We start from the raw sequence: 22,104 nt of genomic DNA on the forward strand, positions 1-22,104 counted from the left end.
CCAACCAAGTTTTTGTGAGTTCTTAGGTACTCAGCAAACTTCGTGCCAAGTTAAACAGCGTCTGCACCTGTTTCACCTGTACGAATACGGATGACTTGTTCTAAGTTCGTCACGAAAATTTTTCCGTCACCAATTTTTCCAGTGCTAGCAACACGCGTAATAGATTCAATGACGGAGTCAACCATGTCATCGCTAATCGCGATTTCAATTTTGACTTTCGGCAGGAAATCTACAACGTATTCAGCACCACGATAGAGTTCAGTATGGCCTTTTTGACGACCAAAGCCTTTCACTTCAGTTACAGTGATGCCTTGAACACCAATTTCAGACAATGCTTCACGAACATCATCCAATTTAAAAGGTTTTACGATTGCAGTTACGAGCTTCATGTTTGTTTTCCTTCGGCTTATTTCACCAGTAAGGTTTTACGTTCAAATTTCATGCCAAGATTCCTAAGGTCGGGGGAAATTAGAAAGCCCGGCATGCGGTTTATTTATACCTTATTTTATACTTATAAAGGTTTTGAATCTTTAAAAAACCGACATTTTTTATGTGGATTTTTACAATATCTCTTATCGATTAAGCCTATATTTTGTCTGAAATACTAGGGTCTGTATTCGAGCAATGCTAAACTGTCGCTTCCTTTCGATGGCGATGGATCAGACAATGATTGAAACCCTATTACAAGCAATTTTGCAGCAAGTTGAACAACCTAAGAAAGATCTGGAACAGAATATTCGTGCTCTATTAAATGAAGCTGTGACAAAAATGGATCTGGTGTCCAAAGAAGAAATTGAACGTCAACGTACTGCCCTCGATAATGCCAATCATCGCCTCAATGATTTGCTGAAACAGGTTGAAGCCTTAGAAGATAAAATTTCGAATAAAAAATAAGCACAAGTACAGTGCACAAAAGACCTAAAACCGATAAAAATAATGCACTAAATTGGAACAATAATAATGTCTTTTGCCAAAATTTATACGCGAGGCTTGCTTGGCCTGCACGCGCCTTTAATTGAAGTCGAGGTTCATGTCAGTTCCGGCATGCCTTCACTCACGATTGTGGGGCTTCCTGAAGCCGCAGTCCGGGAAAGTAAAGACCGGGTGCGTTCTGCCATTTTAAATAGTGGCTTTCAGTTTCCGACCAAACGCCTGACCATTAATCTGGCTCCAGCAGATCTACCGAAAGATGGTTCGCGTCTGGATTTACCGATTGCTTTAGGCATTTTGGTCGCCTCCGGACAGCTTCCGGAAAACTGCACCGATAATCTTGAGTTTATTGGAGAATTGGCTCTCGATGGTCAACTGCGCCCAGTCACAGGGATCCTGAGTATTGCGATTGCCTGTCAACATGATCAGCATCAACTGATGCTGCCGGGTCCGAATGCACAAGAAGCCTGCCAACTCCCGGACTTTAAGGTCTTTGCTGCCAATCATCTAAAAGAGGTGTGTGAGCATCTTGCACAGACGCAGTGCTTAGCAGAAATACAAACCATTCCAGTCGATACCAACCATTTTTATAAATGTGATCTTGCCGATGTCAAAGGCCAATTGCGGCCACGGCGTGCACTGGAAATTGCAGCAGCGGGTGGCCATTCCCTGCTGTTTCGAGGACCACCGGGGACAGGAAAAACCTTACTCGCATCTCGATTAGCCAGTATTTTACCGCCTTTAAAAACCCATGAAAATCTGGAAGTTGCCAGTATTTATTCAGTCGCCAATGCCAATCATCCTTTTGGCCAGCGGCCGTTTCGAGCACCACATCATACCGCTTCTGCTGTTGCACTGGTCGGTGGCAGCTCACACCCCAAACCGGGTGAAATTACGCTGGCGCATTTGGGCGTGTTATTTCTGGATGAATTGCCTGAATTTGATCGAAAGGTACTGGAAGTTTTGCGCCAGCCTCTTGAAGCCAAAGAAATTGTGATTTCACGTGCATCACGTCAGATCACTTTTCCAGCCAATTTTCAACTGGTGGCTGCCATGAATCCTTGCCCATGCGGTTATGCCTTTAATCAGGATATTCGCTGCCAATGTTCGCCTGACAGTATCAAGCGCTATCAGAACCGGATTTCAGGGCCGCTGCTGGATCGGATTGATTTACATATTGATGTACCGCCCTTACAGGCGCATGAGTTACAGGATAACCAGCCGACAGAGGACTCTGAAACGGTCAGACAACGCGTGATAGCAGCTTATGAGATTCAGATGCAACGGCAAAATAGCTTGAATATGAGTTTGAGTCCAAAGCAGCTAGAACATTATGCTGGCTTGGATCCGACTGCCCAGAATATGCTTGAACTGGCTCAACAAAAACTGAATTTATCCGCACGTGGCTATCATCGGGTATTACGGGTGGCACGTACTATTGCTGATTTAAATCAAAGCACAGAAATCCAGAGTCAGCATCTGTCTGAAGCTTTGTCTTATCGGGGACAGCAACAGATCTAAATCAACAGATAAAAAGCGACCTGAGGTCGCTTTTTATCTAGAGGAAATTAGAAGCTGTAAGCCAACCCAAAAACTACTTTATTATTTTGTTTTACATCATTACGATCATAACCACCCAGAATATAATTCATGCTTGCCGTTACGCCTGTATCGGCAAGCGGCTTGCTTAAACCGATATCAAAATGACGGAAGCCAAAGCTTTCAGTTGAGTCAGGAATATAATCACCACTTTCTTTATAAATATACAAACCCAGTGCGGTATCCAGGCTAAAATCATGAGGTAAGGCATAGCTATAGCTGCCTTTGATGTAGGTATCGCCAGTATTGCCCCAAGCGGTATCTTCCAAAAGTATTTGAGCGCTTATACCGAAATCTTTGTAGCTCAGACCTAACATGGTTTCAAAGCCATTCGAGTCTGTATTTCCGACATCATAGTAATAATAGTAAGTTAAACCGACGGTATAAGCCAAATCTTCATTAATTGAACCGTTATAACCTGCATAAAAGTTATTTTCGAATTCGCTACCATTATCGCTGCCATAATCTAGTGTAGAACCCCACCAACCTGCATAGAAGCCAGACGCATGGTTATAATCTAAACCACCTTGAAGCGTTGCACCCTTATTTTCAGGTGCACTCGTAATACCACGTAAGTTATAGCTTGAAAGTACGCTGATATTTCCAGATACCGTATGTTCAGCAACAGGTTCTTCGGCAAAAGTAAAAGAAGATACAGCACTCAATAAAGCAAGAGATAATACTTTTAATGTTAATTTCATTGTGTGGCTCCCCCAGATCGTCTGAGACGTTTTTATGATCATTGATTAAACTCAAGCTCAAAATTTGCAAGAGCTATGCCAATCTGGATAAAAGGAACCAAAATAATAAATCTAAAAAGACAAATAAAATTTAAACCATTGTTTTTAAATAAAAATTAAAATTATGAAAAAATGAATTATCTAAGCTTTCTTTTAAATAAATGTAGTTAAGGGTATTTCATCAATTTTTTAATACTTATACATAATCATTTACAATTTGCCCCATTTTGATTCTATTTTTGTAATGATTAAAATTTGTGCTAAAAAATAGTGCGTAATTTTTGATCACATTTTTTGCACGTTCTAAAATAAATAAGCTGCTTATGTTCATTTCACCCCTTCAGAAATATCATTTATATCTTCCAATAAAATTATGTTTTTACTCACTTTTTACCGACAGTTTAAAAATTAATCACCTCAAATCCTTGCTATTGTTTAATTGAGTTAAAAAAATCTAAACTTTAGTGGAATATATCTAATAAAAAATGACATTTTTTTAGCATTTCTTATACAATTCCTAAAAAATTCCGATCAATTTGTATAAGGCTCTCTTCCCAATGCAAAATTCAAAAAAATTAACATTAGCAGTTTTGATTCAGGCTGCTTTGGTTTCTACTGCTTTCGCTAGCGAGCAAAGTGAATCGAAAGGTTTTGTAGAAGATGCTGAAGGTTCTGTACTGTTCCGTACCGGTTATATCAGCCGTGACTATAAAGATACTACACCTGGCTCAGATCGCAGTTCATTTGCTCAGACAGCAATTGTAAAATTAGACTCAGGCTTCACCAAAGGTACCGTAGGCTTTGGTGCCGGTATTATTGGCGATGCATCTTTCAAACTAGGTGAAAATGCACATGCTGGTAATGACATGATCCCGACACACGGTGGTCAAGATGCGCAAGGTCGTGTAGATGCTTATGATCATTGGGCACGTGGTGGCGCATATGTAAAAGCACGTGTTTCAAACACGACTGCAACTTATGGTACTCAAGTTTTAGACTTGCCTGTGCTGGCAAGTAATACAGCACGCTTGGTTCCTGAATACTTCACAGGTGTGTTAGTTGAAAGCAATGAAATTGAAAACTTAAACTTAGTTGCTGGTAAATTTACTGAAAATCAACGTTCAAGCCAGATCAAATCTGATGGTAATGAACTGGATCGCGCAATCGTTTGGGGTGCGAAATATAAATTTAATGATGCAGTTAATGCTTCTTATTACGGTACAGACATTAAAGACCGCCTAGAGCGTCATTATGTCAATGCCAACTATAGTTATAAACTTGCTAATGACAGCACCTTAACTCATGACTTTAGTGGTTATCATACGAACTGGGATCGTGAAGCTAATAATAGTCTTTATTCATATATCGGTTCTGTAGACGATAAATTCAAAAATTCAATCTGGGCGATTTCAACAACTTATAATAAAGGCCCACACAATGTCATGCTTGCTTACCAACAAAATACGGGTAATACAGGTTATGACTACGGTCTAGGTCAAGGTGTAGGTGATGGTCATCAAACTATTTATATGCCGAACTCATACCTATCTGACTTCATAGGCAATGATGAAAAATCTGTTCAACTTCAATATACTTTTGATTTTGGTGCAATAAATGTTCCTGGCCTATCTTGGACTTCTGCATTTGTATATGGCTGGGATATTGATGCAAGCCGTGCTGTTCGTGTAGACCCAAATGATAGTGATTCAGCTCTACTTGGCCGTACTATTACAACTGATGATGCACAAGAACGTGAATTCTTTAACCAAGTGAAATATACCGTTCAATCTGGTTTTGCCAAAGACGCGAGCCTTCGTGTACGTCACTCATATTACCGTGCTGACCAAGCCTATAATGATGTTTACATGCCAGATACTAACGAATGGCGTTTATTCTTAGACATTCCTGTGAAATTATTCTAATTCACTCGAATTTCAAGCCATAAAAAAACCTGCACATTGTGCAGGTTTTTTATTTTAGGCTTTAAAAATTTAAAACCTAAACCGTAAAGCAATTACTTGTTTGCTTCTGCATAAGCTGCAATTGAGTCCAGTACTTCTTGTTTCGCAACATCAGCACCTTCCCAACCACTCAGCTTGACCCATTTGCCTGGCTCAAGATCTTTGTAATGCTGGAAGAAATGTTCGATCTGGCTGATCAACAATGGCGGAAGATCAGTATATTCCTGAATATCTTTGTAGATTGGAGTCAATTTGTCGTGTGGAACTGCAACCAGTTTCGCATCAACACCACCATCATCTTCCATGTTCAGTTTACCAACAGGACGGCAACGGATCACAGAACCTGGCTCTACTGGGTGTGGCGTTACAACCAATACGTCAAGTGGATCACCATCAAGAGAAAGTGTATTAGGTACATAACCGTAGTTTGCTGGGTAGAACATTGCTGTACCCATGAAACGGTCTACGAATAATGCATCAGAATCTTTATCAATTTCGTATTTGATCGGTGCTGCATTGGCAGGAATTTCGATAATGACATAGATGTCGTTTGGCGCATCTTTACCCGCTGGGATATTGCTGTAGCTCATAGCATCACTCTTTAACAAGTTATATCTTTTAAAAAACCGCGACAATTATAACGGTTTTTAAAGAAATGTTTGGATTTTAAAATATCGAACTGTAAATATGTCCGCGAACTGTAATTGATTGCTTAAACAATCTTGATGATCAGCAGCAATAAAGCCACAGGACATAAGATTGAAAGCAGCCAGACGATCGAACGTAAAGTCGCCCAGTTGGCCAGATAACAAATGCCGTACAACACACGAAATACCAGATAGGCTATCCCGAAGGTCATGACCAGGGTTTGAGGAACCACCATATATTCAGCCATTAAAATAGCGGCAATAAACAATGGTAAACTTTCAAAACTATTTTGTTGAACCGCATTGGCACGGCTCGAGAGCCCGGTTGATTTTGCTAAAAACTCTCGTGGGTTCTGATTGTCTTTTGCGCTAAAGCCTGCCGATTTCTTTGCAATCAAAGTAAATACATAAGGCAAAAGACAAGCGGCTAAAATGAGATAAATCACCCCACTAATGCTGTGCATCTGTTTTTTCTCATGAAAATTTTATATCTATCATAGCATGGTGTTTCGTGAATAAATTTTGTTAAATAGAGTGTTTTTTATTACTTAAGAAGGATTCACTATGGTCGCGCCTGAGCAAAATGAAATGTTCGATGTCCTCGATAAACAGCGCCAGCATCAACGTCAAGTGGATCGCGTATTAAAAATCGTGCTGCCGATTGTGGCTTTTTTGATGGCCGTGATTTGTGCCAATATGAATATCTGGTCGCCGATCTTTAGCTTTGCCATTTTATGGATTGCCTTTTATGCCGTCGGCATCAAGCGCATGCCAATCTGGCACTGGGTGGTAGCCATTTTGGTCTATTGTGTGGTCGACAATATTCTGAGTTATGGCAACTTTAACCAGACAGGATTTACCCGCCAATTTGGCACCATGTTTATTTTTCTGGGAGTAGTCGGTGTAGGACGTCCTTATTTTGACCGCTGGCTGATGAAAAAATAAAAGCCTGCAACTAAAAAAAGCGCCATCAGGCGCTTTTTTTATGATCCAGTTTAAGCAGTTTTACGTAAATCTTTACGCAGGATTTTACCTACGTTGGATTTTGGTAATTCGTCCATAAACTCGACATAACGTGGACGTTTATAACCGGTCAGATTTTCTTTGGCAAAAGCCAAAACTTCTTCTGTGGTCAAAGACGGATCCTTTTTCACCACAAACAGTTTCGGTACTTCACCAGACTTCTCATCCGGTACACCAATCGCAGCCACTTCCAGTACTTTTGGATGTGTAGCAACAACTTCTTCAATCTCAGATGGATAGACGTTGAAACCAGAAACCAGGATCATGTCTTTCTTACGGTCTACGATTTTTACATAACCACGTGAGTCCATGACACCGATATCACCGGTACGGAAGAAGCCATTTACCATGACTTTTTCAGTTTCATCCGGACGGTTCCAGTAGCCTTTCATCACCTGAGGACCACGGATTGAAATTTCACCTTGCTCACCCAGTGCCACTTCATTGCCGTCATCATCCAGAATCGCCACTTCAGTTAATGGCAATGGAATACCGATGGTGCCACTGAATTCTTCAGAAGCAGGCGGGTTTGCCGTTGCAACCGGAGAGGTTTCAGACAAGCCATAACCTTCAACAATATTGGTTCCAGTGAGCTTTTTCCATGCTGCTGCTGTAGAAGGAAGTACCGCCATACCGCCGCCCATCGCCATTTTCAACTTGCTATGATCAAGCTGTTTGAACTCTTCATTGTTCACCAGCGCATTGAATAGTGTATTCACTGCCGGGAAGAAAGTCGGCTGGTATTTACGTAGTTCCTTCATCACCGCAGGAAGATCACGCGGATTCGGAATCAGGACGTTGGCCTGACCTTTATACATGCCATAAAGTGCGCACACCATGAATGCAAATATATGATAAAGCGGCAAGGCACAGAAAATACGGTCATCTGGCTGGCCATCTTGTGCACCAAACTTACTCTGGAAGATCCCGTCACACTGCAACATGTTCGCAACCAGGTTACGATGTGTCAGTTCAGCCCCTTTCGATACGCCGGTAGTACCACCGGTATATTGTAGAACCGCGGTATCGCTCAGGCTCAACTCAGGACGTTTGTAATTGCTCGGGCTAATTTTATTTAATGCCGTATTGAATTTCACGTGGCCTGGAATGTCCCAAGCTGGAATCTGCTTACGCACAGAACGCAAGACAAAGTTCACCAGAGTTCCTTTCAAAGCACCCAGCATATCGCCTACAGAAGCAATAACCACATGTTTTACCGGGGTTTTACCCAGAATCGCCTGGTAAACAGAGGCAAAGTTCTCAATAATCACCAGGACTTCAGAACCTGAGTCATTAAGTTGATGCTCAAGTTCACGCGAAGTATAAAGTGGATTGACGTTGACCAGTACCAACCCTGCGCGGAAAACCCCAAGTGCCACGACCGGATACTGAAGAACGTTTGGCATCATCACCGCCACACGTGAACCTTTTGCCAACCCCAAGCTTTGTAAATACGTTGCAAACTTACGGCTCGCCTCTTCCAGATCATTGAAAGTCATGGCCTTATCCATAAAGATAAAGGCATCACGCGAACCAAATTTTTGGAAATTACGTTCAAAAACATCGACTAGAGAAGTATTCTCTGCCGGTAATTCTACTGTTTCCGGAATCCCTGTCTTTTGGTATTCAGCCAACCAAATTTTTTCCATAATGCCCATCTCTCCAATCATAATCCTTAGTGTTTTCAACTATTTTTTTCAATATCACACGCCATTTTTAGACTTGTATATGTGCAATATTGCATCCATCTTGTTGAATCGTTGTTCATATATAACGTATTTTACAGGATGGATGCTAGTCTTATCTTTGAATCAACAGTTTATTTGCTTTTTGATATCCGCGTGGTAAAAGCTGTCCTTTTGCACCGCGCTTGCCGATATATTTCTGCAAATCATCCCCTTTTAATTTTAACTGCTGTTGTCCTGCAAGCACTTGAATTATTTCATCAAGCTTCAATATTGTCATGGACAAAATTTGATCACCACCTTCAAGTTGTATCAATTTATTTCCTTTACCTTTGTTCAATACAGGCAATTCTGCCAAATCGACAATCAACAGGCGTCCTGCTGAACTGAGCAGTGCAACATGCGTGGCATCTTCGAGTGGCTGCAGGCTCATGACTTGCGCCCCATCGGATAAGTTCAGGAAGGCCTTCCCTGCTTTGGCATTGGTATCCAGCTGTTTGGCCTGCGTTTTAAAACCATAACCCTTGTTACTCAGCGCCAGGACTTCCGTCTCATCCTCTGCAACAAAGACCTGTTTAAAACCGATGCCGCTGGCAGGTGATAATTTTGAACTTAAAGGTTCACCCAGACCACGCGCCGATGGCAGGTTATTGATTGGCAAGGCATAACTACGTCCCGATTCATCCAATACATAGACACGCTGATTGGATTTGCCCTGTGCATGACTGAGATATTGATCACCGGCACGGAAATTCAGATTTTCAGCGTCAACATCATGGCCTTTGGCACAGCGAATCCAGCCGGCTTCTGACAAAATCACAGTCACAGGATCGGCTGGTAACATTTCATTTTCATTAATCGCAGCAGCTTCGGCACGTTGCACTAGTGGCGAACGGCGATCATCGCCAAATTTCTTGGCATCATCTTTCAGTTCATTGATGATCAGTGCTTTTAAAGATTCCGGATTGGCCAGCTGTTCACGAATCACCGCAGCCTTCGCTTCCAGTTCTTCCTGCTCACGGCGCATTTCCATTTCTTCAAGCTTGGCCAGATGACGCAGTTTCAGCTCCAGAATGGCTTCGGCCTGAATCTCATCAATGCCAAAGCGTTCCATTAACACGGGCTTGGGCTGATCTTGTTCACGAATAATCTGAATCACTTCATCGATACTCAAGTAGGCAATGATCAGCCCCCCCAGAATATGCAGGCGTTTTTCGATTTTGTTCAGATGATATTGCAGACGACGGGTCACCGTGGTTTTACGGATCTCGATCCATTCCAGTAAAATGCGGCGAATCGATTTCACCTGTGGACGGCCATCGGCACCAATCATGTTCATGTTGACACGGTAGCTCGATTCCAGATCAGTGGTGGCAAATAAATGACTCATCACCGCTTCGGCATCAATCCGGTTAGAACGCAATACAATCACTAAACGGGTTGGATTGGCATGATCCGATTCATCCCGTACATCGCTGACCAAAGGCAGTTTCTTGGCCTGCATCTGGTCGGCAATCTGGGTGATGATTTTGGAGCCTGAGACCTGATATGGCAGTTCGGTAATCACAATCTCATTTTTATCGACGGTATAGACCGCGCGCATACGATAACTACCACGACCTGTGACCTGAATTTTTAACAGTTCAGCCGGTGGGGTAATAATTTCTGCTTTGGTCGGCAAGTCCGGCGCAGGAATATATTCTGAGATTTTTTCATCGGTCAGATTCGGGTTACGAATCAGGGCAATGGTACCTTTAATCACTTCACGCAGGTTATGCGGCGGAATGTCGGTGGCCATACCGACGGCGATTCCCGTTGTACCATTTAAGAGAATATTCGGTACACGTGCCGGCAAGTTCACCGGCTCTTTCATCGAACCGTCAAAGTTGTCCTGCCAGTCACAGGTACCCTGACCCAGCTCAGACAGCAACAGTTCACTGTACTGAGACAGTTTGGCTTCGGTATAACGCATCGCAGCGAAAGACTTCGGATCATCGGGTGAGCCCCAGTTGCCCTGTCCTTCAATAAATGGATAACGATAGCTAAACGGCTGTGCCATCAGCACCATGGCTTCATAACAGGCCGAGTCACCATGCGGATGATATTTACCCAGTACGTCACCGACGGTACGTGCAGATTTCTTTGGTTTGCTGGTCCATTTCAGGCCCAGCTCACTCATGGCATAGACAATACGGCGCTGTACCGGTTTCAGGCCATCACTGATGTGCGGTAATGCCCGATCCATAATCACGTACATGGCGTAATTCAGATAAGCTTGTTCGGTAAATTCTGCTACGGAGCGGTTTTCTGTCGCATGATGCGCAAGGCTTGTCATAACAACCTATAGTCCTAAATAATTCGTTTTTGTATCAATGTTTCTTATGCTATGTCGCGGCTGAAGATGACACAAGGGTATCAAATGGCTCAGCGCGACAATTTGTGTCTTATGGCCTAAAAATATCCACTTTATAGACCCTAAGCAACTAAAAATTCATCAAGTTTATAAGCCCATCGACTCAAGGGTCTTGCCTTTGGTTTCTTCACCCAAAACCAGAATCACGATTGCAACGGCAACCAGAACCGCAGTAAACATGGTGAAGACATAACTGAAACCATTTGGCATGCCCATCAGATGGGTGACAGCAAAAGGTGCTGCGATGCCCCCAATTCGGCCTACTGCGCCAGCCCAGCCTGAACCAAAAGCACGGATATTGGTTGGATATTGTTCTGGTGTATAGGTATAAAGCACGCCCCAGGCACCCAGATTAAAGAAGGACATCAGACAGCCCCAGATCACAATTTCGGTGACACTGCCCGACTGGCCAAAGAAATATGCCGAGATGGCACACATGCCGATGAAACCTGCCAAGGTCGGTTTACGACCGAGCTTTTCGACCAGCCATGCTGCCACCAGATAACCGGGCAACTGCGCTAAAATCATAATCAGCACGTATTCAAAGGACTGGACGATGCTATAGCCTTCTTTGACCAGCAAACTTGGCAACCAGGTAAAGATGCCATAATAAGAAAATATAATACCGAACCAGATCAGCCACAGCATGAGGGTACGACGCGCAAAGATACCCGACCACAACTGGGTAAATGAAATATACTGTTTCTCTGCGACCGGCTTCACTTCAAAGATTTCATAAACTTCAACGCCGCATTGACGCTCAATCTTTTTCACCAGTGCCGAAGCTTCTTCTACACGGCCACGGTTAATCAGAAATGGAATAGATTCCGGCACCATTTTCCAGATCACAATCGCATATAGCGCAGGCAGACCACCGATCAGGAAAGCGGTTTGCCAGCCAAAATCCGGAATGACAAAGCGCGATACCAGAGCCGCAACCAACCAGCCCAGTCCCCAGAAGCTTTCCAGCAATACGATAAAACGGCCACGCACATGCGCAGGAATATATTCACTGACCAGCGTCACTGCCACGGGTAACTGTCCACCCAGACCTAAACCGACGATAAAACGAAACACCAACAACCAGGTCAAATTCGGTGCAAAAGCGCAGGCCGCTGTAGCCAAGCTATAAATCACCAGTGTCACAGCGAATACGGTTTTACGGCCGAAACGGTCTGCCAGACCACCTGAACAGATTGCACCGATTGCCATACCAACAAAACCAATCGACACTACCCAGCTTTTTTGATCCGCAGTCATCTGCCAGTCTTCAGCCATTTTTGCCAGAATAAACGAAATCAATCCGGTATCCATGGCATCAAACATCCAACCGAGTCCAATCACCACCAGCAAGGTGTAATGAAACCGACCAATCGGTAAGCGTTGTATGCGAGAAACTAAATCCATAACAAAAATCTCTGATCAGGTGGAACGGGAGATGCTGCTTTCTCAACAGGTAGGCTGCTTTGTATTTTTTATACTATGAATTAAGCTGAATGCGGCTATTTTTTATAGCCGCATTCATGACGATTACAAATCAGGATTCGTCTTTGGAAGATGCCGAATGTTCATCATCTTCTTTATAAATGAATTTTGGCATTTCCAGTCCAAAATAGATGGCGATCAAACGCAAGCTAAAGCCGAAAATCAGGGTGGAAAGAATGGTCAGGTCCTGCGACAAGCCGTAATGGCTACAGAGCCAGTAAAAGATCACTGAAACAAAAGCAATACTGGCATACAGTTCACGACGGAAAACCAAAGGTACATCATTACATAGGATGTCACGCAAGATCCCGCCAGATACACCGGTCAAGACACCTGCAACGGCACTCACCACAAAACCATGTCCCATTTCCAGAGCAATCTGGCAGCCAATAATGGTAAAACCAATCAGACCCAAAGCATCCAGTACCAGGAAGACATTACGTAACTGGCGCATCCATTTTGCAATCAGGATGGTGACGAAAGCAGCGCAACAGGTCAGCACCAGATATTCGGGGTGTTTGACCCAGGTTAAAGGATAATGTCCCAGCAGAACATCACGAACCGACCCACCACCCAGTGCCGTAACACAGGCAATGATCATGACACCAAACCAGTCCATGCTGCGTCGGCCAGCGGACAGTGCCCCGGTCATCGCTTCAGCGGTAATTGCAATAATATAGATGACGGTCAGTAACATCGCCCTGCTTCCACCTGAGGCTTTGAGATGGCGCTTATTCTAAGCTAAATCTATGTGAAAGTTATAAAAATCCCGCACAACATTGCTTAAATTTTTTCCCCGAGCCACAAATGCAAACTTGTTTCATGCTGAGTTTCTGCTCCGTGGTCGGGTCCAGAAAATACCAGTGGCCTTCAAATTTTACAAAATGCGAAGCTTCATGATGCACGTGTGCCTGCTTGCCATCATGAAAATGCGCCTTAAACTCGACTAAGGCATGATTTTTATCTAGTTTTTCATTGGTTTGAACAATTTCAAGTTTTAACCACTGATTGGCCTTGCTCCAATCACTAATCGCTTGCAGGTCCAGTGCCTGTTGCTGACCCAGCGCGGTGGTGGTTTTGATGTAATCGATTTCATGCTTGGCGAAGGCACTATAACGGGAACGCATGAGTTGCTGTGCAGTCTCTGCGACCTGTTGTCCAGTATGTAAGGGCTGACAGCAGCTATGATATTCACCTTGTCCGCATGGACATGCTTCTGACATTTCAGTTCCATAAAAATAGCCCGACAATGCGGGCTATTTTAGCAAACTTTACAGGCCAAACACTGGCTAGAGTCTAGTCCTGTGCAGGAAGCTGCGGAATGATATGCACTTTATCGATCTTATGACCGTCCATGGTCACCACCTCAAAGATATGCCCGTCTGCTTCAAACTTTTCACCGCTGTGCGGTAAACGTGCCATATGGAATAACACATAGCCAGATAAGGTCGAATATTCTTCAGTTTCATTGACCAGATCACGGTCCAGCAGCAAGGAAACGTGACGAATATCGGTGGAACCGTCCAGAATCAGGCTGCCATCATCCAGACTTTCTGCTGCCACTTGCAGCTCATCTTCATCTGGAAATTCACCGGCAATCGCTTCAAGAATATCAATCGGCGTGGCAATCCCTTCAATTGAGCCATATTCATTCAGCACAATTGCCATCTGTAAGGGTGCTTGACGCAATTGATCCATCACCATCAGTACCTGAGCATTTTCATGCACGATGACTGGCTCACGTAAATGCTTTTCAAAGTCCAGCACCCCAGTTTCAATATATTCATTCAGGACTTTATGGGTCAGCACCACACCGGCAATATTGTCCAGTTCGCCGCGAGCGATGATCAGACGCGAGTGGCTCATCTGCAACAATTGTGCTTTGATGCTGTCGGCATCATTGTCCAGATCGATCCATTCCAGTTCGGGACGCGGCGTCATCACCGATTTTACCGGACGTTCAGACAGACCCAAAACTCCCTGCACCATGACACTGTGATAGATGCCGTTGTCATCATTAAAGACTTCATCAGCAAAGGCACGGGTTGCCAGAACATCTTCCGGCTCCGAAGAATCATTGTCCTGAGCAGGTTTACCCCCGAGCATCCGCATGACTGCAGAAGCAGTTCGGTAACGCATATCCGTGGTGGTCACCATTTTTTCCTGATTGCGTTTCATGGTCTGATTAATAAACTCGACAATGACAGAGAAGCCAATTGCTGCGTATAAGTAACCTTTCGGAATATGGAAACCGAAGCCTTCCACCACCAGCGAGAAACCGATCATCATCAGGAAGCCAAGACACAGAATCACCACGGTCGGATGCTTATTGACGAAATCCATCAAGGCTTTGGATGCCCAGAGCATAATCCCGATGGCAATAATCACGGCAATCATCATCACAGACAGGTCTTTGACCATGCCCACCGCAGTAATCACGCTGTCGAGCGAGAATACCGCATCCAGGACTACAATCTGGACAATGACCATCCAGAATACCGCATGTACCGGATTTTCTTCTTTAATGACAGGTTTGGCTTCCAGACGCTCATGCAGTTCCATAGTGCCTTTGAACAGCAGGAATACCCCACCAAACAATAGAATCAGATCCCGGCCCGAGAAAGCATGATCAAAGATCTGGAACAGTGGATCGGTGAGCGTTACGACCCAGGCAATCGAAGCCAGCAAGATCAAACGCATCACCAGGGCCAGCATTAAGCCCACAACCCGTGCAGTATTACGTTGTTCTGGTGGGAGTTTTTCCGCCAGAATGGCAATAAAAACCAGATTGTCGATCCCGAGTACAATCTCAAGAACAATTAATGTGAGTAAACCGACCCAGGCTGAGGGGTCAGACATCCATTCAAAGATCATACGCTTGGCTCCTGAAGCTCAGGACTGCAGCATTGAATGAACCGAGACTGTAATGAAACAGCATAATATTTTTGATATTGAACAATACCAATTACTTGACGGCGATTTATAGCGTTACACGGCCAACTACCACTACCCATTTTCGTTCTATTGTTGTGAAACCAATTTTCAGTATATCAAGATCAAATCTAAATTCACCTGTTTTCATGGCTGTTTATCGATGAATTTTGCTGAGCCCTATTGCAGTGAAAATGTAGCCGCACACAGAATTGTCATATTTATTAATTAAGCTAGAGTCACCAGAAAGAAAAATGATAAGGTGAAGAAAATAAATGCAAAGCGTAATTCAAATGACAGATTATTTTAAAGACAACTCCCCAAAAACAACTCGCCCTCTAGTGGCACTCTATTGTGGTTCACGTGCAGGCAACAAACCGGTTTATTTAGAAAAAGCCATTCATCTCTCGCAAGGACTGGCAGAACATGGTTTCGGGCTGGTCTATGGTGGCGCCAGTATTGGCCTGATGGGACAGGTCGCGGATGCCATGATCCAGCATGGCGGTGAAGCCGTTGGGGTGATTCCCGAATTTATGCTGGATTATGAAATTGCCCATAACCAGCTCACTGAATTACATGTGGTGACCAGCATGCATCAACGTAAGGCTATGATGGCTGAGCGGGCCTGTGCCTTTGTGGCACTACCGGGCGGACTGGGCACGTTTGAGGAAATTCTGGAAATTGCCACCTGGGGTCAGCTGAACCAGCACCAGAAACCGATGATGCTGTATAACGTGAATGGTTTCTATGATGCCTTGATTGCGCAGCTGGACCGTGCAGTCGAAGATGGTTTTTTACCACCACAGCATCGCGCCAAACTGATCATTTGCGAACATGAAGATGAAATTTATACGGCCTTAACCAATTTAGGCTATCCGCAACGATTTGTGGTCTAAAACTTGGATGATAAAAAAAGCGAGCACTGGGCTCGCTTTTTTTATGGATTATGGCTGCTAGTTATTGACCATAACTCGTCACAAAATCATAGAACACCGGCAATGTGGTCGCCAGAATCACAGACATGGCCAGACCGAACATCAGTTTCATCGCATCTGCACTGACATTACGTGAAGTCCGATGTTTGTTGACTTCATCCAGAATCATCGACATGGCAAATTCACGACCTGCGAGTAACCCAAGGAACACCCAGGTGGTACTCATTGGAATGTTGCTCCATTCTTTAAAGATCAACAGGATAATGGCATACAGGAAGTCGATAATCGTCGCAGCACGAATGTCGGTCACGCCGGTTTTAGTATCGACAATTTTCTGGATTGCCCCACCACGTTGATACAGAATGACGCCCAGCAAGACCACAAATACCGCAATGGCAAACATCAGGAATTCAAACGGAACCTGACGTGGCACATACACGAAGATGTTAGCCAGATCCTGAATCAGCCATTGGCTCCACAGGAAACCGGTAGAGACCCACTGCAAGCCCATCCAGACCTTGGAGTGCTCCTGATGACGTGTCTTGGCGAAATGTCGTGCCAGTTGCTTGACCACAAAACGATAGATGACAATCGCCACCACAAAGGCCACCGCATAGCCCATCATCGATTTCACCATCATCGAGCCTAGACTGGCAGGAGAGAAAATCGTAAGGACCAGGAAGGTGGTACTGACTGGAATCCCGTATTTGGTGAGCATTAACAGGAGAATAGGCGGCACAATGTACAGCCAGGTAATGCCACCTTCAGGGAAAGGAATCGTTTCTAAACGGCCGTATGAGGCATCACCCACCCCGGATGCATACCAACCATAGACCAATACGACAATTAAAATTGAGCTGATATAAATCCACAACACCCACCATGGACGATGTGAATTCGAGGAAATAAATGTCCCTAAGGTTTGAGGTACATCATTTCCGACAATAGAATAAGCGGCTAAACAGAAGCCGATCACCATCAAAATCTCGATTGTCATAAAAACAAACCTATACGCGAGGAGATTTCAGCATTGCTGAAAAGTTGGCCCAAGATTATGACGGTTTTATTTCATTTTCATGACAATTTTGTCATATTTTCATTTGATAAAGATGAAAATGACAGAGAAAGCTGTTTATAAACAAAAAGTACTGCTTTAATTTTATTTTTATCGCTCTTTACAGATATGAGGCACCGATCTGATAAATACTCACTTTCTTATGAGTTTTACACTTATAACTGATTTATATCTTGAAAAAAAGTTCACACGTATTCACTACACCTGTGCCTTACTCTTCCTTTAAACTATTCAAAATTTCAGTTTTCCAGAATTATGAATGCCACGCCTATGCATCAAGCCTTAGATCCCGAATTCAGACTGCTGGTCTTGTTGGTATCGATCGGATTTTTTATGCAGGGGCTGGATACCACCATTATTAATACAGCTCTGCCCGCGATTGCACATAACCTACAGGCCGATCCTTTACGCATGCACAGTGTTGTGGTGGCTTATGTCTTGTCTGTGGCAGCCTGTATTCCCTTGAGTGGCTGGCTGGCAGACCGTTTCGGCGTCAGAAATATCTATTTTGCTGCAATTATTATTTTCTCTTTGGCCTCTTTGGGCTGTGCCTGGTCAGATAGTCTGAATGAATTACTGGCTTATCGGATCTTGCAAGGAATGGGTGGCGCCTTACTGCTCCCCGTCGGCCGTTTGGCCATGCTCAAGATCATTCCCCGTACCCAGTTTCTGGCCGCCATGAGCCTAATGAGTCTGGCCGGCCTGATTGGCCCCCTGATTGGTCCAACTCTTGGGGGCTGGATGGTGGAATATCTGTCCTGGCAATGGATTTTCCTGATCAATCTGCCGATTGGCTTACTGGGAGCGCTGATTACTTTTAAGGCCATGCCGAATGTCATTGAACCGCTGGTCGCTCGCTTTGATTATTGGGGCTTTGTCTTGCTGGTTGTGGCCATGGTGGGACTCTGTCTGGGAATTGAAAATTTTGCCAGTCCACAAAATTCGCTGTGGTGGAGTCTGAGTATGATTCTGGCCGGAATCTTGGCGGCCCTGATGTATGCCTATCATTCGCATACGCATAGCAACGCCCTGTTCCGCAGTCGGCTCTTTAAAAATAAAATTTATGCGATTGGCATTCTGGGGAATTTTTTTGCCCGTCTTGGCGGTAACTCGATTCCATTTTTACTCCCCCTTATGTTGCAAGTCGCCTTTGGTTTTGAGCCCTTTATTACCGGTCTATTGATGATTCCAATCGTACTCGGCTCTCTGGCGTCTAAACCGATTATCCGAAAAATCATTCAGCGTTTTGGTTATCGTCGGGTTTTGCTGGTCAATACCTTATTGGTGGGTTTATGTATTGCCAGTTTTGCCCTGACCACGGCGGACACCCCGATCTGGCTGCGTGCAATTCATTTCTTTATCTTCGGCATTTTAAATTCCCTACAATTTGTATCGATGAACACCCTGACTTTAAAGGACTTAAGCCAGCAGGATGCCAGTAGCGGCAACAGTTTCCTGTCGATGATCATGATGCTGTCAATGAGTATCGGGGTGGCGCTGGCAGGCACCCTGGTCAACATGCTGAGTGCCTATTACGGCGCTGACAATCTGGTGGCTGCTTTTCATGTGTCACTGATCTGTTTAGGCTGTATCAATATTATTGCGGCTTATATTTTCTGGCATATTCCTAAAAACACCCCTGTTTAATACGATATATTAACGCCAGGCGAATGCAGCCTTTAAGCTCAGGTTTAGATACAGGTAAGAACTGAAAATGCAAAAAAATCTGGCTCTGAACAGATTCAAACAGCCGCTTTTCATCGGGCTTGGCATTCTGATCGCCGTGATGATTATCGCCATGATTTATCTTTGCCTGATTAAAGCCCCTTCTGCGCATGCAGCAGATTATCCGATCCAGGGTTTCGATGTATCACACCATCAACAAGAAATTCAATGGCAGCAGATTTCGCCGGAAAAATACCATTTTGTCTATCTGAAAGCCACAGAAGGTGGTGACTTTAAAGATACGCGTTTTCAAGAGAACTGGCTCAAGGCGCGGGAACGCGGCTTTCTGGTCGGTGCCTATCATTTCTATCGGCTTTGTCGCGATGGCAGCATTCAGGCACAGAACTTTATCGACTCCGTCCCCAAGCAAGCCAATGCTTTACCGCCGGTGATTGATCTGGAATATGACAGCAATTGCATCAATACCTATTCCAAAGAGCAGCTTCTAAACGAAATCCAGATCATGCACGATGCCCTGCAAAAGCATTATGGCAAACAGCCAATTTTCTATATTTCTAAAGCATTTTATAATATTGTATTGGCAGGATATTTTCCAGAAGTGCCACTCTGGGTACGCGAGTATAAGGGCCTGCCCGATTTAAACAATCAGCCCAAATGGACCTTCTGGCAACATAGCAATCAGGGTAAAATTCCCGGCATTAGTACAACTGTGGATCTGAATGTGTTCTATGGCTCAGAACAGCAGTGGCTGGATTTTCTGAGAATGAATGCAATTGCAGTACCATCATCTACTCATCAGGCCAAATAAAATCGATCGCTTGAAAACAAGCGCTTTATAAAAGTAGAAAAATAAGGAAATAAAAATCTTGAAATGGATTAAAGGTATTTTACTCGGTCTGGTGATTGTTCTGCTGCTCATAGCGGGTGTGCTGGCTTATCTGCTGCAACCTTCAGGCAAGCTCAGTGACTTTCAGAACTGGCAGCCGCAAAGCAGTTCCTCTCGTTCTGGACTAAACGTTAAATTTTTCGGTGTTTCCACCCTGTTGCTGGATGATGGTCAGGATCAGATCCTGATAGATGGTTTCTTTAGCCGGCCGTCGTTGTCGCAAGTGCTTAGCGGTCCAATTCAGAGTGATAGCGTGCTATTAAGGCAGCTAATTCAAGAGCATGAACTGCACCGGGCCAAAGCCATTCTGGTCAGTCACTCGCATTATGATCATGTTCTGGATTTACCGGCTTTACTGGAAATGCTTCCTGAAACCGCTGTCATCGGTTCACCCACTAGCCTGAATATCGCCCGGGCAAATCCCAAAGTAAGTCCGCAGCAGTTACACTCCGTCACGCCTAGGCAAATACAGCACGTCAACAAATTTCAAGTAACCGCAATTCCTTCACAACATACGCCAGCCACAGCGGTAAATGATGACCTAGGCGAAGAGCTACTCCAACCTTTAGCCCTGCCGGCCAAATTTTCCGAATTTAAGGAAGGCGGCAGTTTTGATTACCTGATTGAGCATTCAGGACACAAGGTTCTGGTCAAGGCCAGTACCGGCTTTATTCCGGATCAATTCAAAAACCTGCAGGTCGATACGTTATTTTTGGGTATTGCCCAGCTCTCCAGACAATCCAATGACTATCAGCAGCACTATCTGGCTGAAACCCTGCAAACGCTCAAACCCAAAGTGGTCATCCCGATACATTGGGATGATTTTTTCCAGCCTTTAAGCCAGCCGCTACAATTTTTACCACGACTTGCAGATGACACGCCAAAAAGTTTAAATCTGCTGATTCAGGCCGCCGAGGCACAAGGCACTAAAGTCATCCTGCTCAGCGGCCCACAGCCTTACTTACTCCGCGAAGCGGTCTCTTCCCAAGCAGATTAAAGCCCCTTAAGATAGCGGCTATGCGCAAAATTATTCATATCGATATGGATGCGTTTTATGCCTCGGTCGAGCTGCGTGAACGTCCAGAACTCAGACACCTGCCTGTGGTGATTGCCTCGCATCATCCCCGGGCGGTGGTTGCGGCTGCCTCCTATCCGGCACGCGAATATGGTCTACGTTCTGCCATGTCGATGGGACAGGCGCGCAAGCTCTGTCCGCAGGTCATCGTGATTGAGCCGGACTTTGCCAAATACCGTCAGGTCTCTGCACAGATCCATCAAATTTTCCAGCAATATACCGCCCTGATTGAGCCTTTATCGCTAGATGAAGCCTTTCTGGATGTCACAGAAAATTTACAACAGATTCCGAGTGCTACCGAGGTCGCCGTGCGGATTCGGGAGGATATTGTTCAAGTGACTGGACTGACTGCTTCTGCCGGCGTGGCACCGAATAAATTTCTGGCCAAAATTGCCTCGGACTGGCACAAACCGAATGGCATCTGTGTGATCAAGCCCTCACAGGTGCAGCGTTTTATTCAGAATCTGCCGCTGAAGAAAATTCCCGGGGTGGGTAAAGTCACGCAGGAAAAACTGAAAAGCCTGAATCTGGATACCTTGGGTGACTTACAACAGATGGATGAAGCCATTCTGATTCAGCATTTTGGTAAATATGGACGGCGGCTGTTTTTATATGCGCAAGGCATTGATGAACGACCAGTCGAAGTAGAACGGGAACGTCAGCAGATTTCCAAAGAGACCACCTTTGATGATGATCTTTATTTAAATCAGTGCCATCCCTATTGGGAAGCTTTAGTTACACAACTGTGGCAAAGCTTGCAAAAAAAACAGCTTTCAGCTCGCGGCGTTACGGTCAAATTAAAGCTCAAGAATTTTCAGGTGATGCAGCACAGTAAAAGTTTTAAGCAGCTCTTGCGCAGTCCGCAGGAATTAGCACAAGCCTTGGACTTACTATTGGATGATCTGCATATCGCGCCGCAGATGCAATTCCGGCTGATCGGTGTCGGCGTCTATCAACTCAGCGCCCCCGAGACTGAAACCCAATTATTACTGCTCTAAACGACTTTTGTTCATGTTTTGAACATCAGTTTAAA

Annotated in this window: 20 protein-coding genes; 9 read left to right on the top strand and 11 right to left on the bottom strand. The window is 44.5% G+C overall.

Annotated features, from left to right (window positions below; genetic code table 11):
• Window positions 1-50 precede the first annotated feature (50 nt).
• Window positions 51-389, bottom strand: coding sequence for a P-II family nitrogen regulator (gene glnK / locus FTU42_RS08790; protein ID WP_005094485.1), 339 nt, complete (start codon window positions 387-389; stop codon window positions 51-53).
• A gap of 277 nt (window positions 390-666) precedes the next feature.
• On the opposite strand from glnK, the gene FTU42_RS08795 reads away from it, so the two are divergent.
• Together FTU42_RS08795 and FTU42_RS08800 are read left to right on the top strand one after the other, a co-directional pair.
• Entirely contained in the window at window positions 667-894 is a 228-nt protein-coding gene (locus FTU42_RS08795) for an accessory factor UbiK family protein (protein ID WP_005094487.1), read from the top strand.
• A gap of 66 nt (window positions 895-960) precedes the next feature.
• Complete coding sequence (locus FTU42_RS08800; protein ID WP_180083277.1) at window positions 961-2,451, top strand: YifB family Mg chelatase-like AAA ATPase; 1,491 nt, start codon at window positions 961-963, stop codon at window positions 2,449-2,451.
• Between the two features lie 47 nt (window positions 2,452-2,498).
• Here FTU42_RS08800 and FTU42_RS08805 read toward each other — a convergent pair whose 3' ends face one another.
• A complete protein-coding gene (locus tag FTU42_RS08805; protein ID WP_180083278.1) occupies window positions 2,499-3,230 on the bottom strand; it encodes a TorF family putative porin in 732 nt (243 codons plus the stop codon).
• Between the two features lie 596 nt (window positions 3,231-3,826).
• On the opposite strand from FTU42_RS08805, the gene FTU42_RS08810 reads away from it, so the two are divergent.
• Window positions 3,827-5,191, top strand: coding sequence for an OprD family outer membrane porin (locus tag FTU42_RS08810; protein WP_005263971.1), 1,365 nt, complete (start codon window positions 3,827-3,829; stop codon window positions 5,189-5,191).
• Window positions 5,192-5,283: 92 nt separating this feature from the next.
• Here FTU42_RS08810 and ppa read toward each other — a convergent pair whose 3' ends face one another.
• Entirely contained in the window at window positions 5,284-5,820 is a 537-nt protein-coding gene (gene ppa, locus FTU42_RS08815; RefSeq protein WP_074383675.1) for an inorganic diphosphatase, read from the bottom strand.
• Window positions 5,821-5,942: 122 nt separating this feature from the next.
• Window positions 5,943-6,341 (bottom strand): MAPEG family protein, encoded by a 399-nt coding sequence (locus FTU42_RS08820; protein ID WP_005094494.1) that lies wholly within the window; start codon window positions 6,339-6,341, stop codon window positions 5,943-5,945.
• 100 nt (window positions 6,342-6,441) lie between these two features.
• Here FTU42_RS08820 and FTU42_RS08825 point away from each other — a divergent pair, with 100 nt between their 5' ends.
• Window positions 6,442-6,822 (top strand): hypothetical protein, encoded by a 381-nt coding sequence (locus tag FTU42_RS08825; RefSeq protein ID WP_074383676.1) that lies wholly within the window; start codon window positions 6,442-6,444, stop codon window positions 6,820-6,822.
• Between the two features lie 50 nt (window positions 6,823-6,872).
• On the opposite strand, the gene FTU42_RS08830 is transcribed toward FTU42_RS08825, so the two are convergent.
• The 6 genes from FTU42_RS08830 to FTU42_RS08855 form a co-directional block, all read right to left on the bottom strand.
• Window positions 6,873-8,549, bottom strand: coding sequence for a long-chain-fatty-acid--CoA ligase (locus FTU42_RS08830; RefSeq protein WP_005094498.1), 1,677 nt, complete (start codon window positions 8,547-8,549; stop codon window positions 6,873-6,875).
• A gap of 151 nt (window positions 8,550-8,700) precedes the next feature.
• On the bottom strand, window positions 8,701-10,920 hold the full coding sequence (gene parC / locus FTU42_RS08835) for a DNA topoisomerase IV subunit A (RefSeq protein WP_100357794.1): 2,220 nt from the start codon (window positions 10,918-10,920) through the stop codon (window positions 8,701-8,703).
• Between the two features lie 165 nt (window positions 10,921-11,085).
• A complete protein-coding gene (locus FTU42_RS08840; protein WP_005108434.1) occupies window positions 11,086-12,405 on the bottom strand; it encodes an MFS transporter in 1,320 nt (439 codons plus the stop codon).
• Between the two features lie 130 nt (window positions 12,406-12,535).
• On the bottom strand, window positions 12,536-13,180 hold the full coding sequence (locus tag FTU42_RS08845; RefSeq protein ID WP_005108433.1) for a trimeric intracellular cation channel family protein: 645 nt from the start codon (window positions 13,178-13,180) through the stop codon (window positions 12,536-12,538).
• A gap of 61 nt (window positions 13,181-13,241) precedes the next feature.
• On the bottom strand, window positions 13,242-13,706 hold the full coding sequence (locus FTU42_RS08850) for a YchJ family protein (RefSeq protein ID WP_180083279.1): 465 nt from the start codon (window positions 13,704-13,706) through the stop codon (window positions 13,242-13,244).
• A gap of 73 nt (window positions 13,707-13,779) precedes the next feature.
• Window positions 13,780-15,357, bottom strand: coding sequence for a TerC family protein (locus FTU42_RS08855; protein WP_159516354.1), 1,578 nt, complete (start codon window positions 15,355-15,357; stop codon window positions 13,780-13,782).
• Window positions 15,358-15,689: 332 nt separating this feature from the next.
• Between FTU42_RS08855 and FTU42_RS08860 the strand changes: the two genes are divergently transcribed.
• Window positions 15,690-16,310, top strand: a complete 621-nt coding sequence (locus FTU42_RS08860) for a TIGR00730 family Rossman fold protein (protein WP_180083280.1) — start codon at window positions 15,690-15,692, stop codon at window positions 16,308-16,310.
• Between the two features lie 61 nt (window positions 16,311-16,371).
• Here FTU42_RS08860 and FTU42_RS08865 read toward each other — a convergent pair whose 3' ends face one another.
• Window positions 16,372-17,346 (bottom strand): hypothetical protein, encoded by a 975-nt coding sequence (locus tag FTU42_RS08865; protein ID WP_180083281.1) that lies wholly within the window; start codon window positions 17,344-17,346, stop codon window positions 16,372-16,374.
• Window positions 17,347-17,679: 333 nt separating this feature from the next.
• Here FTU42_RS08865 and mdtD point away from each other — a divergent pair, with 333 nt between their 5' ends.
• From mdtD to dinB, 4 genes are all read left to right on the top strand, one after another.
• A complete protein-coding gene (mdtD, locus tag FTU42_RS08870) occupies window positions 17,680-19,071 on the top strand; it encodes a multidrug transporter subunit MdtD (protein WP_180083282.1) in 1,392 nt (463 codons plus the stop codon).
• Between the two features lie 67 nt (window positions 19,072-19,138).
• Window positions 19,139-19,918, top strand: a complete 780-nt coding sequence (locus FTU42_RS08875; protein WP_180083283.1) for a GH25 family lysozyme — start codon at window positions 19,139-19,141, stop codon at window positions 19,916-19,918.
• Window positions 19,919-19,976: 58 nt separating this feature from the next.
• Window positions 19,977-20,993, top strand: coding sequence for an MBL fold metallo-hydrolase (locus FTU42_RS08880; protein WP_180083284.1), 1,017 nt, complete (start codon window positions 19,977-19,979; stop codon window positions 20,991-20,993).
• Between the two features lie 20 nt (window positions 20,994-21,013).
• Entirely contained in the window at window positions 21,014-22,069 is a 1,056-nt protein-coding gene (dinB, locus tag FTU42_RS08885; RefSeq protein ID WP_180083285.1) for a DNA polymerase IV, read from the top strand.
• Window positions 22,070-22,104: the final 35 nt, after the last annotated feature.

The sequence above is a fragment of the Acinetobacter sp. YH12102 genome, assembly GCF_013419125.1.
In the GTDB taxonomy this organism is placed as follows: domain Bacteria; phylum Pseudomonadota; class Gammaproteobacteria; order Pseudomonadales; family Moraxellaceae; genus Acinetobacter; species Acinetobacter pseudolwoffii.

Bases quoted from the DNA above. Each gene is read 5' to 3' on its own strand.
- glnK (WP_005094485.1), bottom strand. From the start codon at position 389: ATGAAGCTCGTAACTGCAATCGTAAAACCTTTTAAATTGGATGATGTT.
- FTU42_RS08795 (WP_005094487.1), top strand. From the start codon at position 667: ATGATTGAAACCCTATTACAAGCAATTTTGCAGCAAGTTGAACAACCT.
- FTU42_RS08800 (WP_180083277.1), top strand. From the start codon at position 961: ATGTCTTTTGCCAAAATTTATACGCGAGGCTTGCTTGGCCTGCACGCG.
- FTU42_RS08805 (WP_180083278.1), bottom strand. From the start codon at position 3,230: ATGAAATTAACATTAAAAGTATTATCTCTTGCTTTATTGAGTGCTGTA.
- FTU42_RS08810 (WP_005263971.1), top strand. From the start codon at position 3,827: ATGCAAAATTCAAAAAAATTAACATTAGCAGTTTTGATTCAGGCTGCT.
- ppa (WP_074383675.1), bottom strand. From the start codon at position 5,820: ATGAGCTACAGCAATATCCCAGCGGGTAAAGATGCGCCAAACGACATC.
- FTU42_RS08820 (WP_005094494.1), bottom strand. From the start codon at position 6,341: ATGCACAGCATTAGTGGGGTGATTTATCTCATTTTAGCCGCTTGTCTT.
- FTU42_RS08825 (WP_074383676.1), top strand. From the start codon at position 6,442: ATGGTCGCGCCTGAGCAAAATGAAATGTTCGATGTCCTCGATAAACAG.
- FTU42_RS08830 (WP_005094498.1), bottom strand. From the start codon at position 8,549: ATGGAAAAAATTTGGTTGGCTGAATACCAAAAGACAGGGATTCCGGAA.
- parC (WP_100357794.1), bottom strand. From the start codon at position 10,920: ATGACAAGCCTTGCGCATCATGCGACAGAAAACCGCTCCGTAGCAGAA.
- FTU42_RS08840 (WP_005108434.1), bottom strand. From the start codon at position 12,405: ATGGATTTAGTTTCTCGCATACAACGCTTACCGATTGGTCGGTTTCAT.
- FTU42_RS08845 (WP_005108433.1), bottom strand. From the start codon at position 13,180: ATGTTACTGACCGTCATCTATATTATTGCAATTACCGCTGAAGCGATG.
- FTU42_RS08850 (WP_180083279.1), bottom strand. From the start codon at position 13,706: ATGTCAGAAGCATGTCCATGCGGACAAGGTGAATATCATAGCTGCTGT.
- FTU42_RS08855 (WP_159516354.1), bottom strand. From the start codon at position 15,357: ATGATCTTTGAATGGATGTCTGACCCCTCAGCCTGGGTCGGTTTACTC.
- FTU42_RS08860 (WP_180083280.1), top strand. From the start codon at position 15,690: ATGCAAAGCGTAATTCAAATGACAGATTATTTTAAAGACAACTCCCCA.
- FTU42_RS08865 (WP_180083281.1), bottom strand. From the start codon at position 17,346: ATGACAATCGAGATTTTGATGGTGATCGGCTTCTGTTTAGCCGCTTAT.
- mdtD (WP_180083282.1), top strand. From the start codon at position 17,680: ATGAATGCCACGCCTATGCATCAAGCCTTAGATCCCGAATTCAGACTG.
- FTU42_RS08875 (WP_180083283.1), top strand. From the start codon at position 19,139: ATGCAAAAAAATCTGGCTCTGAACAGATTCAAACAGCCGCTTTTCATC.
- dinB (WP_180083285.1), top strand. From the start codon at position 21,014: ATGCGCAAAATTATTCATATCGATATGGATGCGTTTTATGCCTCGGTC.